Here is a 13,908-nt window from a genome sequence, read left to right on the forward strand (position 1 = left end):
ATGAAAAGCTACGATATCGTGATCATTGGCGGGGGGCCGGGTGGCTACAACGCGGCTATTCGGGCCGGGCAATTGGGCCTTAGCGTCGCCTGTGTGGAAGGTCGTTCAACCCTGGGCGGCACCTGCCTGAATGTCGGTTGCATGCCGTCAAAGGCGCTGTTGCATGCCTCTGAACTCTACGACGCCGCCAGCAATGGCGAACTGGCCACACTGGGTATCGAGGTGAAACCGACCTTGAACCTGGCCCAGATGATGAAGCAAAAAGATGACAGCGTTACCGGCCTGACCAAAGGAATCGAGTACCTGTTCCGCAAGAACAAGGTCGACTGGATCAAGGGCTGGGGTCGTCTCGACGGCGTCGGCAAGGTCAAGGTAACCGACGCGCAAGGGACCGTCAGCGAACTGCAGGCCAAGGACATTGTCATTGCCACCGGTTCCGAACCTACGCCGCTGCCAGGGGTGCCCCTTGATCACCAACGCATCATCGACTCCACCGGCGCCCTCTCCCTGGCCGAAGTGCCCAAGCACCTGGTCGTGATCGGAGCAGGTGTCATCGGCCTGGAGCTGGGCTCGGTATGGCGTCGCCTTGGCAGCCAGGTCACCGTCATCGAGTACCTGGACCGTATCTGCCCAGGCACTGATGAAGAGGCCGCGAAAACCCTGCAACGCTCACTGGCCAAGCAAGGCATGACCTTCAAGCTGGGCACCAAAGTGACCCAGGCCAGTGTCGTCGGGAACGCTGTGCAACTGACTCTGGAGCCTGCCGCGGGCGGTGCTGCCGAAACGCTGGAAGCCGACTATGTGCTGGTGGCCATCGGACGGCGCCCTTATACCCATGGCCTGGGGCTGGAGACCGTCGGCCTGGAAACCGACAAGCGCGGCATGCTCGCCAACGAAGGCCATCGCTCGACGGTTCCGGGTATCTGGGTCATTGGCGACGTCACCTCGGGGCCGATGCTCGCGCACAAGGCCGAGGACGAAGCGATCGCCTGTATCGAGCGAATTGCCGGCAAGGCGCACGAGGTCAATTACGGCCTGATCCCAGGGGTTATCTACACCCGTCCGGAACTGGCCAGCGTCGGCAAGACCGAAGAACAACTCAAGGCCGAAGGCCGGGCCTACAAGGTTGGCAAGTTCCCGTTCACCGCCAACAGCCGGGCCAAGATCAACCATGAAACCGAAGGGTTCGCCAAAGTCCTGGCAGATGCCAACACTGACGAAGTCCTTGGCGTGCATCTGGTTGGCCCGAGCGTCAGCGAGATGATCGGTGAGTACTGCGTGGCCATGGAGTTCAGCGCCTCGGCCGAGGACATCGCCCTCACCTGCCACCCGCATCCGACCCGCTCCGAGGCCCTGCGCCAGGCGGCCATGAACGTCGAAGGCATGGCGATGCAGATCTGACCTCAGTCTGCCTGCACACCTGACCTGCGAACCTGCGGCGCGACCCGCCGCAGGTTCAGCAACAGATGAGCGAACAAGCCAAAGATCAGCCCCCAGAAAGCGGCCGACAGCCCCAGAAACGACATCCCGGATGCCGTCACCAGAAAGGTGATCAGCGCAGCTTCGCGGTCAGCCGGCACACTCATCGCACCGGCAAGCGCACCACCAATGGCACCGAACAGCGCCAGCCCGGCCAGGGCTGCGATCAAAGCGGCCGGAAAGGCACTGAACAACGACACCAGTGTCGCGCCGAACACGCCCAGCAACACATACAGTGCACCACCGCAAACACCCGCCCAGTAGCGCCGATGTGGATCATCATGTGATTCACGACCAGTGCAGATCGCCGCAGTAATCGCCGCCAGGTTAAGGCCATGGCAACCAAAGGGCGCCAGCAACAGGCTGGTGAACGCACTGCTGCTGATGATCGGGCTGGCGGCTGTGGCATAACCGTCATTACGCAGCACGACAACCCCCGGTACAAACTGCCCGGTCAGTGCGACCATCACCAGCGGCAAGCTGATACTCAGCACCGCGTTCCAACTGAACTCCGGCAGGGTCAAGACGGGTGTCGCAAGGCCAATGACCAGCTCCGAACTTTTCAACTCGCCATTGGCCAGAGACAGGCTCACCCCGCAAATCAGTACCGCCAGTACGGCATAGCGCGGGGCCAGGCGCTTGAACAGCAGGTAGGTGACAAACATCGCCAAGACCAGCACGGGCTGCGCTTTCACCGACAGGAACAGACCCGTACCGAAACTGAACAGGATGCCGGCCAACATGGCCGCCGAAATGGCTGACGGCAGCTTGCTGACGATCCGATCAAACGCCCCGGACACGCCCACGCCAAGGATGATCAGGTTGGCGACGATGTAGGCGCCTACCGCCTCGGCAAAGGCAATGTTGGGCAGCAGCGCCACCAGCAACGCCGAGCCAGGCGCCGACCAGGCGATTACGACAGGAACTTTGTAGCGCAGGCTGAGGACCACCCCAAGCAGACCGCTGCCAATGGAAATGGCCCAGACCCAGGAAGACAATTCGGCCGCCGACAACTGTGCGCTGTGGGCAGCCTGAAAGACGATCACCAGTGGCCCGGCATAAGAGATCATTGTGGCGATCAGGCCGGCCACCAGGGCGGACACAGAAAAGTCGTGGAACAGAGGCTTCATCGGACCACCCAGGGCTTGTGCTTGTCTTAACGCAGATCGCCGGCAAAGCCGACGCCTGCATCAATGATACGAACCATTGAGCAGGCGTCGGCTATGCCGGCGTCAAACCGAGTGCGTTACTCAGGCATCCTGCAAGGCACGCGGACGATTGCTGCGCAGTTCAAAGGCTGGCTGCGGTGCGGCCTGCAACTGGAAGTCAAAGTCCATCTCGGCAAAGCGTCCTTCGACACCCCGGGCATCGGCAGCCGCAGCATCTTCGACGAAGCGCAGTTCACCGACCAGCCCATCGCGGGTGGCGTAGGCGAAATCATCCCACAGGTATTGATCACCGGACAGGTTGATCTGGGTGGTCAGGTGACGGTGACCCGGTGCAGAGATAAAGAAGTGCACATGCGCTGGGCGATTGCCATGGCGGCCCAGTTGGTCAAGCAGCTCCTGGGTTGGACCGTCCGCTGGGCAGCCATAGCCCGACGGCACGATGCTGCGCGCACGGTAACGGCCTTCTGCATCGGTGATGATGCGACGACGCAGGTTGTAGTCCGACTGGGTGCTGTCGAAGTAGGAGTACGTCCCCTGGGTGTTGGCGTGCCACAAGTCGACCACCGCGCCGGCTACCGGTTGGCCGTGCTCATCCAGTACCCGCCCTTGCAGGAACATCACGGTGCCGGCATCGAGACCATCGTCCATCCGCACTTCACCTTCGGCCAATGGCGCACCGGCTACGTACAGCGGGCCTTCAATGGTTCGCGGCGTTCCGCCGGACAAACCTGCGGCTTCATCCTGGGCATCCAGTTGCAGGTCCAGGTAGTGCTCCAGGCCAAGACCGGCCACCAGCAAACCGGCTTCCTGACGTGCGCCCAGGCGATTGAGGTAATCCACTGCTTTCCAGAACTCATCCGGCGTCACCTGCAGGTCTTCGATGACCCGGGCAACGTCATTGATGATGCGATTGACCAGGGTCTTCAGGCGTGGATTGCCTTCCTGATTAAGCAAGCCGCTGGCTTCTTCGAAGAATTTTTGCACATCGGCAGTGTGAGCGATCTTCACGGTCATGATTGGCTACCTCGAATTGTTGTTATCAGTAATCAGCGATCAACGGTCATCGGAATGGATCGACGAGGGATGCCGGCACAGGCCGTCAATCTCGATGTCCATGTAGGGGAACAGCGGCAGTTGCATCAGGGTGTCGTGCAGCGCTTCGACGCTGGGCAGGTCAAAGACGCTGTAGTTGGCGTAATGCCCGGCAATGCGCCACAGGTGGCGCCAGATACCCTCGTGCTGCAGACGTTGGGCCAGCGCCTTTTCGTCAGCCTTGAGCCGGGCCGCTTGGGCCGGGTCCATGTCGAGGGGCAATTTCACGGTCATTTTCACGTGGAACAACATGTGGGCTCTCCTATTCAGCGGCGGCTGAAGAACGCCAGGCGCTCTTCATCCAGGGTCAGGCCCAGGCCTGGGGTGCGCGGGACGTGCAAGGCGAAATCGCGGTACACCGGTGCCTCGACGACGATCTCTTCAGTCAGCAGCAGCGGGCCGAACAGTTCGGTGTGCCAGGTGAGCGCGTTCAAGGTGACGAAGGCATGCGCCGAGGCCAGGGTGCCGATTGAACCTTCGAGCATGGTTCCGCCATACAGGGCGATCCCGGCGGCTTCGGCGATCTGGGCGGTGCGCAACACCGCGCGCGGGCCACCATTCTTGGCAATCTTCAAGGCGAAGATGCTGGCGGCACCGTCGGCGGCCAGGCTGAAGGCGTCCTCGACACTCTCGATGGACTCGTCGGCCATGATCGGTGCCGGGCTGCGCTGGTTCAGGCGTACCTGACCGGCACGGTTGATGCGCGAGATCGGCTGCTCGATCAGGTCGATGCCGTTCTCACCCAACACCTGACAGGCGCGAATCGCCTGAGACTCGTCCCAGTACTGATTGACATCGACCCGCACGCTGGCGCGGTCGCCCAAGGCGTGCTTGATCGCGATGACGTGGCGCAGGTCATGGGCCACTTCATTGGCGCCGATCTTCAGTTTGAAAATACGGTGGCGACGCTGATCGAGCATCTGCTCGGCTTCTGCGATATCGCGGGCAGTGTCGCCGCTGGCCAAGGTCCAGGCGACTTCCAGGCTGTCACGCACTCGCCCGCCCAACAGCTCGCTGACCGGCAGCCCCAGGCGTTTGCCTTGGGCATCGAGCAAGGCACTTTCAATGCCCGACTTGGCGAAGGTATTGCCCTTGATCACCTTGTCCAGGCGCTGCATGGCACTGTTGATGTTGCTGGCATCGAGGCCAATCAGCATCGGCGCAAAGTAGCTGTCGATGTTCTGCTTGATGCTTTCCGGGCTTTCATTGCCATACGCCAGACCACCGATGGTGGTGGCCTCGCCCAGACCTTCGATGCCGTCAGCGCAGCGCAGTCGAATGATCACCAGGGTCTGCTGCTGCATGGTGTGCATGGCCAGCTTGTGCGGGCGGATGGTCGGCAGGTCGACGATGGTTGTCGAGATGCTCTCGATCAGGGGGTAACTCATCAGGATTCTCCAGGGGGGCTCAACCGAGGTCGCCGCCACCGACCGGCAGCACAGTGCCGGTGATGTAAGAGGCCTCGTCGGAGGCGAGAAAAAGAATCGCGCCGACCTGTTCGTCGAGGCTGCCGTAGCGTTTCATCAAGGTGCTATCCAAGGTCTGGTCGACGATCTGCTGGTACCAGTCCTGTTCCTGCGCGCTTTGCTCGGCACTGTTGCGCGGCACGCGACGGGGCGGTGCTTGCGTGCCGCCCGGCGCCGTGGCATTGACCCGCACACCACGCTCGGCAGTCTCGAAGGCCAGGCACGCGGTCAGTGCATTGACCCCGCCCTTGGCCGCGCCGTAAGGCACGCGGTTGATGCTGCGCGTGGCAATCGAGGAGACGTTGACGATGGCCCCCTGGCCCTGCTCAAGCATGTACGGCAGCGCAGCGTGGCAGCACCAAAGGGTCGGGAACAGCGAACGACGCACTTCAGCCTCGATCTGGTCGGCCTGGTAATGCTCGAAAGGCTTGGCCCAGATAGTCCCGCCGACGTTGTTGATCAGCACGTCGAGCCGACCGAAGTGCTCCACCGCTGCCGCCATCACGCGCTGGCACTCGCTGTGCTGTTCCAGGTCGGCGGTGAGGGTCAATACACCTTCGGCCTGCAGCTCATGCACCAGCTCCGAACGGTCAACCGCGACCAGTACGGCACCCTCTTCCAGAAGGCGCTCGGAAAGGCGCCGACCGATACCCTGCGCCGCACCCGTAACCAGCGCGACCTTGTTGTCGAATCTGTTGCCCATGACAACCTCGAATAAAAAAGAGCCGCCCGTACCCGCACGATGCGAACGGCTCCAAAAAAGGATCAGGCCGCGGACGCAGCGAATTTCTCGTAGTAGAAGTTCGCCGGGGTGATGCCCTGCTCGCGGATGTACTGGCTGACTGCCTCGACCATGGGCGGCGGGCCGCACAGGTAGACATCGACATCACCGTCATTGAGGTGGCGCGGCTCGATGTGCTGGGTGACATAACCCTTGAGAGGGTGCTGGCTGTCGGGGTTGGCCACACAGGCACTGAAGGTGAAGTTGGGAATGCGCGCAGCAAAGGCTTGCAGACGATCCAGTTCAACCAGGTCGAAGTCGTTCGTGACCCCGTAGATCAGGTGCAGCGGATGCGCACTGCCCTCTTCGGCGATTTTCTCGAGCATTGCGGTGAACGGTGCCAACCCGGTACCGCCAGCCAGCAACAGCAACGGACGACGGATCTCGCGCAGGTAGAAACTGCCCAACGGACCAGCCAGGGTCATGCTGTCACCGGCCTTGGCCAGGCCAGTGAGGAAGCTGCTCATCAGCCCACCCGGCACGTTGCGGATCAGAAAGCTGACTTCGCCATCCTTCTGCAATGAGCTGAAGGAATAGGCGCGGGTCTGCTCGCTGCCCGGTACGCCAAGGTTGACGTACTGGCCCGGCAGAAATGCCAGGCGGCTCAACGCCTCACCCTTGATCGACAGCGCAATGGTGCTATCGGAGAGCTGGCGCACGTCACTGATGCTGGCCTGGTAGCTTGCCTGTTCGGTCTTGCACACCTGTGACGAGGCCGGTACGCGGATCACACAGTCGCTTTCGGCGCGCATCTGACAAGTCAGCACGTAGCCCTGGGCCACTTCTTCCTCGCTCAGGGCGTCTTCGATGTATTCCTGGCCCAGGTCGTAACGACCGGCCTCGGCAAAGCACTTGCAGGTTCCGCAAGCGCCATCACGGCAGTCCAGCGGGATGTTGATACCCTGGCGGTAGGCCGCATCGGCCACGGTTTCGCCGCCAGCGGCGTCGATGAAGCGGGTGACCCCGTCTTCGAAATTCAAGGCGATCTTGTGCATGGCGCACCTCGTGGATCAGGTTGTTGCTCGAAAACCGGGTCAGATGTGGTAGATGTCGATGACCTGGCGTACGTAGTCGTTCTTCAACACCACTTTCTTGGCCTTGATCAGCGGGCGATCGCCACGCACATCAAGGGTGTAGAAGCTGGTGCCGAAGTAACTGTCCACGGTCTTGTAGCGGAAGCTCAGGGTGTGCCAGTTGAAGCGCAGGTGGCACAGCCCATCACTCTGCTCAAGCAGTTCGAGGTTGCTGATGTTGTGCGAGGTGCGGGTGTCGGGCATGGTCGCACTGGAGCGTTCGGTCTTGATCCGAAACACCCGGTCTTCCAGACCGCCACGGTTGCCGTACCAGATCAGCGAGATTTCCCGCTGCGGGTTCTCGGTAAGCTGGTCGTTGTCGTCCCATGCCGGCATCCAGAACGTGGCATCGCTGGCATAACATTCCAGCCATTGATCCCACTGGCTGTCGTCCAGGTAGCGGGCTTCCTGATAAAGGAAGTCGCGTACGGCTTCGTAGGAAATGCTCATTGCACGGCCTCCACAGGGATCAACTGCTGCTCGGCTTCAAGGGCCTTGAGCATGGTTTCCTGCCAGTACTTGTGCTGCAGTACAAACAGGCCCTCATCCTCGGTACGCACACCGCTGAGGTGTGGATGCAGGTCAATTTCCTGGGCCGCGGCGTCGGCGCCTTCAACCCAATGCGTAGCCCCGCGGGACATGTCATTCCAGCCACGGTTGCCCTGGTAACCCATCTGACAGGAGCGGAATTCTTCCAGGTCATCCGGTGTCGCCATGCCGCTGACGTTGAAGAAGTCTTCGTACTGACGAATACGCAAGGCACGGGCCTCGGCGCTTTCACCCTTGGGCGCGATGCAGTAGATGGTGATCTCGGTCTTGTCCACGGCAATCGGCCGGGCAATACGGATCTGCGAGCTGAACTGATCCATCAGGTAAACGTTGGGGTACAGGCACAGGTTGCGCGAGTTTTCGATCATCCAGTCGGCACGGGCCTGACCGAAGTCGCGAGCCAGTTCATCACGACGCTCGAACAACGGACGGTCTTCCGGGTTGGCCCAGCGCGTCCAGAGCAGCAGGTGGCCCTTGTCAAAGGAGTAGAAACCACCGCCATTCTTGGCCCAGCCACCGGCACTCATGGTCTTGACCTCTTCACCCGCTTCGCGCTGCTTGCGCTGGTTCTGGGTGGCGGCGTAGTTCCAGTGCACGGCACTGACGTGATAGCCGTCGGCGCCGTTCTCGGCGGTCAGCTTCCAGTTGCCTTCGTAGATGTAGGTGGAAGAACCACGCAGCACTTCAAGGCCTTCCGGTGACTGGTCGACGATCATGTCGATGATCTTGGCCGACTCGCCGAGGTGCTCGACCAGAGGCAGTACATCCGGGTTCAGGCTACCAAACAGAAAGCCGCGGTAAGACTCGAAACGCGCAACCTTGGTCAGGTCATGGGAGCCTTCGCAATTGAAGCTCTGCGGGTAACCGGCATCGACCGGATCCTTGACCTTGAGCAGTTTGCCGGAGTTGTTGAAGGTCCAACCGTGGAACGGGCAGGTATAGGAAGAGCGGTTGCCACTCTTGTGCCGGCAGAGCATCGCACCGCGGTGGCTGCAGGCATTCAGGAAGGCGTTGAGTACCCCATCCTTGTTGCGCGCGATGAAGATCGGCTGGCGCCCCATGGTGGTACTCAGGAAGTCGTTCTTCTCGGGAATCTGGCTTTCGTGGGCCAGGTAGATCCAGTTGCCCTCGAAGATGTGTTTCATTTCCAGTTCGAACAGACGGGGGTCGGTGAACATCTCGCGCTTGCAGCGGTAGATGCCCTTCTCCTGATCTTCTTCAAGCAGGGAATTAAGGTATTCGAATCCCAGGGACATGGCCGGGGCCTCCGTTGTTATTGTTCAGGCCATGTCAGGGTAGGGAGCGCAGGCTCAGGTAAATATCCGCTTTGTGCAGACCTTTATCCGTTTTCTGCAAACACGTCAGGGGCGACGCTTGAGGGTATCGGAGGGTAGTTCGCCAAACAGCGCTTTGTAACTTTCCGAGAATCGGCCCAGGTGAACAAAGCCGTATTCCAGGGCCAGTTCGGTGATGTTGCGCACGCTGCAGTCCGGGTCGCTGAGGTTGCGACGAATGCGTTCAAGCTTCTTCTGCCGAATGTAGTGCTTCGGGGTGGTACCGGCATTGCGTTCGAACAACCCATAGAGCGAACGCAGGCTCATGCTAGCCTGCTGCGCCAGTTGCTCAATGCCGATGTCTTGCTTGAGATTGCGCTCAATGTACTCGGCAATACGCTCAAAGGTGACGGCCTGGCTGCCCAGGCTCTCGCGGCTGACGTTGGTCTGCATCAGCGTCAGCAGCTTGCTGGCAACGATCTGGCTGTAGTGTTCCTGGACACGCTGCAGCGAATCAAAGGCCTCGGCCTCATGACAGACCATCGTCAACAGCCCGGCAAAACCTTCCAGCGCCAGCAGTTGGTAATGGCTGTGGATAAACCGGACGCCTTCACTGGGGCGCTGCCAGCGCTGCTCATCACAGACCGCATCGAGCAGGCGAGCCGGCAGCTTGAGGATGAACTTCTCGCAGTCGGCGGAATACGCCAGGTCCACCGGTTCATCCGGATTGATCAACAACAGCTCACCCGGACCGAGCAGGCGCTCGGCCCGACCGCGGCGCCACATACAGTGCCCCCGCAAGAGAATCTGCAGATGAAAAACACTTTCCAGGGCATGAGACAGCACCCTCACCTCGCCACCATAGCTGATCCGACACAGGTCCAGGCTGGCAAACTTTCGGTGATCGAGGCTGGCCTCCGGGAGGCCATTGCGCGGTAGTCGAATATGGTGCTGACCGACGTGCTGGTTAACGTAGGTCGACACGGCATAGGGGTCGGCACGCTCAAAAACCCGGCTGCGATGACTAAGCAGGGGACTATCCATACCAGGGTACTCGTTGTTTTTGTCTGCTCAGTCTATGTGATCCTCAGGGGTTGTGGATAAACGTGAGATGGGTGGTCCCCTGTGGGAACCCACCCTGCCAGCCCTTACAACAAGATCCAGGTGTAACTCAGGATCAAGCGATTCTCATCGATGTCAGAACGGTAGTTCGAGCGCGCCATGGCATTGCGCACGCGGATTCCCAAGCCTTTCAAAACTCCGCCCTGTACCGCGTAGCCAAGATCGAAATCGCGCTCATGCTCCCGGCCCTCATACCCCAAACCGGTGTTGACGTTATCGCCTTTGAGGTAGCGTGCGGTTGCTGTCAGCCCAGGAATGCCCATTGCAACGAAGTCATAGTCGTAACGCACCTGCCACGAACGTTCGTCGGTGTAGGCGAACTCATAGGTCGGTACTTCGTTGCCCAATGGCGAAATGTTCGGGAACACACGGGGGAAGGCATCATCACCATAGATTGCCTGGTAGCCCACCGTGAAGGTATGCCCGGAACGTTTGGCTGAGAGCAACGAGTAAAACGCCTGGTTGTCGATATCCCCCAGCTTGCTGGCTCCTTGCTCACGGGCAGAGAAGTAGCCGAGGTTGGCGCCGAGCGTCCAATCGCCCAACGGCTGGCTGTGTTTGAAACCGACAAACCCTTGTTGGTAGATGTCCTCCAACTGTCCGTACCAAAGGCTGACGGTGCTGCGATTGCCGTTGAAACTGTAGTCGCCCCCGGCAAAATTGAACGCATCGCTATCGGCTTTACGCTGGGGAACATGGCCGAGCACTGCAATCATTTTCTCGTCACCGGCCTCGTTGCGCAGGCTGGTGGAGCTCAAGTGCCCGGCTTGTAGCGTCAGGCCCTCAAGTTCTGAAGATGTGATACTTGCCCCCTGATAGGTCGGCGGCAGCAGCCTTGAGTCGTTGTACTGGAGAATAGGCAGGTTGGTTTGCAATTCGCCGACCTTCAACTCAGTCTTCGAGTAACGCAGCTTGAGGGTGCCGCCGACCCGGCTGTACTCATCAGCGGCGCGACCATCGCCCTGCACCGGCAATAGCCCGGTACCCGTACGATCAGGGCTACTGTCGAGCTTGAACCCCACCACGCCGATGGCATCGACACCCACACCGATCAGGCCAGGGGTATAGCCGGACTTGAAGTTGAAGATAAAGCCCTGCCCCCACTCCTCGGCCTTGGACTGCTTGTTGGCGCCGACGATGTCGGAGAAATCGCGGCTGAAGTAGTAGTTGCGGGCCTGCAACGTAGCGCTCGAACCGCTGACAAAGCCGGGCTCAGCGGCGTTGGCACCAACACACAAGGCAAGGGTGGACAGCAACCAGGAATGACGGAGGTTGTTCATGAGTGACGTGCTCTTTTTATTGTTGTTTTAACCGGTGCTACGCGGAGCTTTGATGGCCGGCATAGCCGGCCGCTTGGTGCTCAGGCTTTGGCGGGCAACGACGACGCCTGACTGGCGAACGGCGAGCGGCTGGCGAACACCATCATCGCCAAGGCGGCGACGGCACCCGGTACCGCGAACGCCAGGAAATTGAGCGGCAATGGCAGCTGGACACCCAGCAATGCGCCCCCCAACAGCGGCCCGACGATGGCCCCACTGCGACCAACGCCCGAGGCCCAACCCAGGCCCGTCGAGCGGATGCCCATCGGGTAGTACTGTGCAACACAGGCATAGGCAAGAATCTGCGTGCCGATGGTGGTCGCACCGGCAATCGCTATCAGCAGGTAAAGCACCGGTGTCGGGCTTTTGAAGCCCAACAGGCTGATGGACAGGGCCGCCACCGCAAAGAACACCACCAACACCTTGTCCAGCTTGAAGCGGTCGCCAATCCAGCCACCGCCCACGGCGCCAAAGATCGCACCGAAGTTCAGTACCAGCAGAAACGCCAGGCTGGAACCCAAGCCATAACCTGCGTTGTTCATCAATTTCGGCAGCCAGGAATTGAGGGCATAGACCATCAGCAGGCAGCAGAAGAACGCCACCCAGAGCATCAGCGTGTTCAGCGCCCGACCTTCGTGGAACAGTTGCGGTACCGCCGCACCCGGCGCCTTGCCTGCGGCGGCTTCAAGCCGATCGCCCGCTTGCGGCTGATAGCTCGGCTCAACCCGCTGCAACAGTTGCTGAGCCTGCTCTACCCGGCCCTGACGCACCAGAAAACCGAGGGACTCCGGCAAAAAGCGCAAGATCAACGGCAGCGTCAGCAGCGGAATGACCGCCACATAGAACACCGACTGCCAACCAAAGGCCGGCAACAGCACAATGCCCAGCCCGGCAGACAGCATGCCGCCCACCGAGTAACCACTGAACATGATCGCGACCAGGGTGCTGCGAATTTTCTTCGGTGCGTATTCGTTCATCAGCGCCACCACGTTGGGCATGACGCCGCCGATCCCTAAACCGGCGATAAACCGGCAGAGACCGAACTCCGTAGGGTTACGGGCGAAACCGTTGAGTACCGTAAAGCCACTGAACAGGATCACACAGAGGGTGATTGCCTTCTTGCGACCGATGCGGTCCGACAACGGGCCAAACACCAGTGCGCCGAACATCATGCCAAACAGCGCATAGCTACCCAGGGCACCGGCCTGCAGCGGGGTCATGCCCCACTCCTGCATCAATGCCGGCAGCACCACGCCATAAATGACCAGGTCGTAACCGTCGAAGATGATGATCAGCGCACACCAGAACAGCACGCGCCAGTGAAAGGGATTGAACTTCGCCTGATCGATCAGGGCATTGATATCGACTGCTCGCATGGTGCGCGTCTCTTTTGTTGTTGTTATCGAAACCCGAAGGCGCAATACCCACTCGGCGCTGGGGCCTGGCGGTGTTCGCACACTCAGGTTAGGGAGACGTCGAGCATGGCAATAGCCATTTCCTGCGAATCGCTATCCAGATAGCGCAGGGGCTGACCAGGTGTCAGCGGTGGCGTTTGAAGGTCACCGAGGGCAGTTCGCCAAAGCGCTGGCGATAACTCTCGGCAAAGCGCCCCAAGTGCAGAAAACCGTAGTCCAGGGCGATTTCCGTCACGTTGCGTACGCTGCTGGCCGGATCCTGCAAGACCGCATGGATACGCTCCAGTTTGCGCTGGCGCACATACCCCTTCGGCGACAGGCCTGCATGGCGCTCAAACAGTGAATACAGCGTTCGCTCACTGACCCGCGCCACGTTCATCAACTGCACGATGCTGATGTCTTGATTCAGGTTGGCGTCGATGTACTCCACCAACTGCTCAAAGGAATGAGCCTGAACCTGCGGCTCCCCCCGTTGAATGTTGTTGTCCAGCAGGGTCAGCAGCTTGCTGGCGACAATACGGCCGTAGTGTTCCTGGACCTGTAACAGCGAATGGTCGGACTCGGCCTCAGCGCAGACCAACCCGAGCAAACCGATGAAACCATCCAGCGGTTGGGTCTTGTGACGGGCCGATGTGAAGCGAATGCCGCCTTCGGGCACCTGCCAGCGCTGTTCCAGGCAGGTCTGTTCGAGCAGGCTGGCCGGCAGCTTGAGGATGAATTTCTCGCAGTCGGCCGAATAGGTCAGGTCTACCGGGTCATCGGGGTTGATCAACAGCAACTCGCCTGGAACGTAAGGGTGCTCATTGCCACGGCAAGCCGAAAGACAATGGCCCTTGAGGAGGATCTGCAAGTGATACAGGCTGCCCAGCGCAGGTGAAGTAACCCGCGCCTTGCCGCCATAGCTCAGGCGACACAAGTCGAGGCTGGCGAACTTGCGATGGTTGATACTAGCCTGCAGGTCGCCAGTTCTGGGCAGGCGCAAGCAATGGCCGCCGACATGCTGATTGACGTAGTCGGAGACCACATAAGGGTCGGCGCGCTCGAATACACGGCTGCGCTCGCTCAGCAGGTGGCTGCTCATAGGCTGGCCTCGTTTTATTATTATGATGTCGATATCCACAGGGTCTGGTTATCCACAGGCGACCAGCTTGCGTTAGTCGATGTGGGCA

The 13,908-nt window shown here is 60.3% G+C and carries 13 protein-coding genes; 1 reads left to right on the forward strand and 12 read right to left on the reverse strand.

Annotated elements, in window-relative coordinates; translation table 11 throughout:
* Complete coding sequence (gene lpdA / locus UIA24_RS06905; protein WP_330522490.1) at nucleotides 1-1,401, forward strand: dihydrolipoyl dehydrogenase; 1,401 nt, start codon at nucleotides 1-3, stop codon at nucleotides 1,399-1,401.
* 2 nt (nucleotides 1,402-1,403) lie between these two features.
* On the opposite strand, the gene UIA24_RS06910 is transcribed toward lpdA, so the two are convergent.
* The 12 genes from UIA24_RS06910 to UIA24_RS06965 form a co-directional block, all read right to left on the reverse strand.
* On the reverse strand, nucleotides 1,404-2,609 hold the full coding sequence (locus tag UIA24_RS06910) for a benzoate/H(+) symporter BenE family transporter (protein ID WP_330522491.1): 1,206 nt from the start codon (nucleotides 2,607-2,609) through the stop codon (nucleotides 1,404-1,406).
* A 120-nt stretch (nucleotides 2,610-2,729) separates the two neighbouring features.
* Nucleotides 2,730-3,662, reverse strand: coding sequence for a catechol 1,2-dioxygenase (gene catA / locus UIA24_RS06915; RefSeq protein ID WP_065759593.1), 933 nt, complete (start codon nucleotides 3,660-3,662; stop codon nucleotides 2,730-2,732).
* 39 nt (nucleotides 3,663-3,701) lie between these two features.
* Entirely contained in the window at nucleotides 3,702-3,992 is a 291-nt protein-coding gene (gene catC / locus UIA24_RS06920; protein WP_065759592.1) for a muconolactone Delta-isomerase, read from the reverse strand.
* Between the two features lie 14 nt (nucleotides 3,993-4,006).
* On the reverse strand, nucleotides 4,007-5,128 hold the full coding sequence (locus UIA24_RS06925) for a muconate cycloisomerase family protein (RefSeq protein ID WP_330522492.1): 1,122 nt from the start codon (nucleotides 5,126-5,128) through the stop codon (nucleotides 4,007-4,009).
* Between the two features lie 19 nt (nucleotides 5,129-5,147).
* Nucleotides 5,148-5,909: a 1,6-dihydroxycyclohexa-2,4-diene-1-carboxylate dehydrogenase gene (locus UIA24_RS06930; protein ID WP_102052755.1), complete on the reverse strand. Its 762-nt coding sequence runs from the start codon at nucleotides 5,907-5,909 to the stop codon at nucleotides 5,148-5,150.
* A gap of 62 nt (nucleotides 5,910-5,971) precedes the next feature.
* Nucleotides 5,972-6,982 (reverse strand): benzoate 1,2-dioxygenase electron transfer component BenC, encoded by a 1,011-nt coding sequence (gene benC / locus UIA24_RS06935; RefSeq protein ID WP_065759589.1) that lies wholly within the window; start codon nucleotides 6,980-6,982, stop codon nucleotides 5,972-5,974.
* A gap of 39 nt (nucleotides 6,983-7,021) precedes the next feature.
* Nucleotides 7,022-7,510, reverse strand: coding sequence for a benzoate 1,2-dioxygenase small subunit (benB, locus tag UIA24_RS06940; RefSeq protein ID WP_102052756.1), 489 nt, complete (start codon nucleotides 7,508-7,510; stop codon nucleotides 7,022-7,024).
* A complete protein-coding gene (benA, locus tag UIA24_RS06945) occupies nucleotides 7,507-8,865 on the reverse strand; it encodes a benzoate 1,2-dioxygenase large subunit (RefSeq protein ID WP_330522493.1) in 1,359 nt (452 codons plus the stop codon). Before benA ends, benB begins: the two co-directional genes overlap by 4 nt.
* A 105-nt stretch (nucleotides 8,866-8,970) precedes the next feature.
* The gene (locus UIA24_RS06950; protein WP_065759586.1) at nucleotides 8,971-9,927 is read right to left on the reverse strand and encodes an AraC family transcriptional regulator; all 957 of its coding nucleotides are present in this window, start codon (nucleotides 9,925-9,927) and stop codon (nucleotides 8,971-8,973) included.
* A gap of 104 nt (nucleotides 9,928-10,031) precedes the next feature.
* A complete protein-coding gene (locus UIA24_RS06955) occupies nucleotides 10,032-11,285 on the reverse strand; it encodes an OprD family porin (protein WP_102052757.1) in 1,254 nt (417 codons plus the stop codon).
* Between the two features lie 80 nt (nucleotides 11,286-11,365).
* Nucleotides 11,366-12,700, reverse strand: coding sequence for an MFS transporter (locus tag UIA24_RS06960; RefSeq protein ID WP_065759584.1), 1,335 nt, complete (start codon nucleotides 12,698-12,700; stop codon nucleotides 11,366-11,368).
* A 163-nt stretch (nucleotides 12,701-12,863) separates the two neighbouring features.
* The gene (locus UIA24_RS06965; RefSeq protein ID WP_099776433.1) at nucleotides 12,864-13,820 is read right to left on the reverse strand and encodes an AraC family transcriptional regulator; all 957 of its coding nucleotides are present in this window, start codon (nucleotides 13,818-13,820) and stop codon (nucleotides 12,864-12,866) included.
* Nucleotides 13,821-13,908: the final 88 nt, after the last annotated feature.

Origin of the sequence: Pseudomonas sp. AL 58 (assembly GCF_036348395.1) — a bacterium.
Taxonomy (GTDB): Bacteria; Pseudomonadota; Gammaproteobacteria; order Pseudomonadales; family Pseudomonadaceae; genus Aquipseudomonas; species Aquipseudomonas defluvii.

Bases quoted from the DNA above. Each gene is read 5' to 3' on its own strand.
- lpdA (WP_330522490.1), top strand. From the start codon at position 1: ATGAAAAGCTACGATATCGTGATCATTGGCGGGGGGCCGGGTGGCTAC.
- UIA24_RS06910 (WP_330522491.1), bottom strand. From the start codon at position 2,609: ATGAAGCCTCTGTTCCACGACTTTTCTGTGTCCGCCCTGGTGGCCGGC.
- catA (WP_065759593.1), bottom strand. From the start codon at position 3,662: ATGACCGTGAAGATCGCTCACACTGCCGATGTGCAAAAATTCTTCGAA.
- catC (WP_065759592.1), bottom strand. From the start codon at position 3,992: ATGTTGTTCCACGTGAAAATGACCGTGAAATTGCCCCTCGACATGGAC.
- UIA24_RS06925 (WP_330522492.1), bottom strand. From the start codon at position 5,128: ATGAGTTACCCCCTGATCGAGAGCATCTCGACAACCATCGTCGACCTG.
- UIA24_RS06930 (WP_102052755.1), bottom strand. From the start codon at position 5,909: ATGGGCAACAGATTCGACAACAAGGTCGCGCTGGTTACGGGTGCGGCG.
- benC (WP_065759589.1), bottom strand. From the start codon at position 6,982: ATGCACAAGATCGCCTTGAATTTCGAAGACGGGGTCACCCGCTTCATC.
- benB (WP_102052756.1), bottom strand. From the start codon at position 7,510: ATGAGCATTTCCTACGAAGCCGTACGCGACTTCCTTTATCAGGAAGCC.
- benA (WP_330522493.1), bottom strand. From the start codon at position 8,865: ATGTCCCTGGGATTCGAATACCTTAATTCCCTGCTTGAAGAAGATCAG.
- UIA24_RS06950 (WP_065759586.1), bottom strand. From the start codon at position 9,927: ATGGATAGTCCCCTGCTTAGTCATCGCAGCCGGGTTTTTGAGCGTGCC.
- UIA24_RS06955 (WP_102052757.1), bottom strand. From the start codon at position 11,285: ATGAACAACCTCCGTCATTCCTGGTTGCTGTCCACCCTTGCCTTGTGT.
- UIA24_RS06960 (WP_065759584.1), bottom strand. From the start codon at position 12,700: ATGCGAGCAGTCGATATCAATGCCCTGATCGATCAGGCGAAGTTCAAT.
- UIA24_RS06965 (WP_099776433.1), bottom strand. From the start codon at position 13,820: ATGAGCAGCCACCTGCTGAGCGAGCGCAGCCGTGTATTCGAGCGCGCC.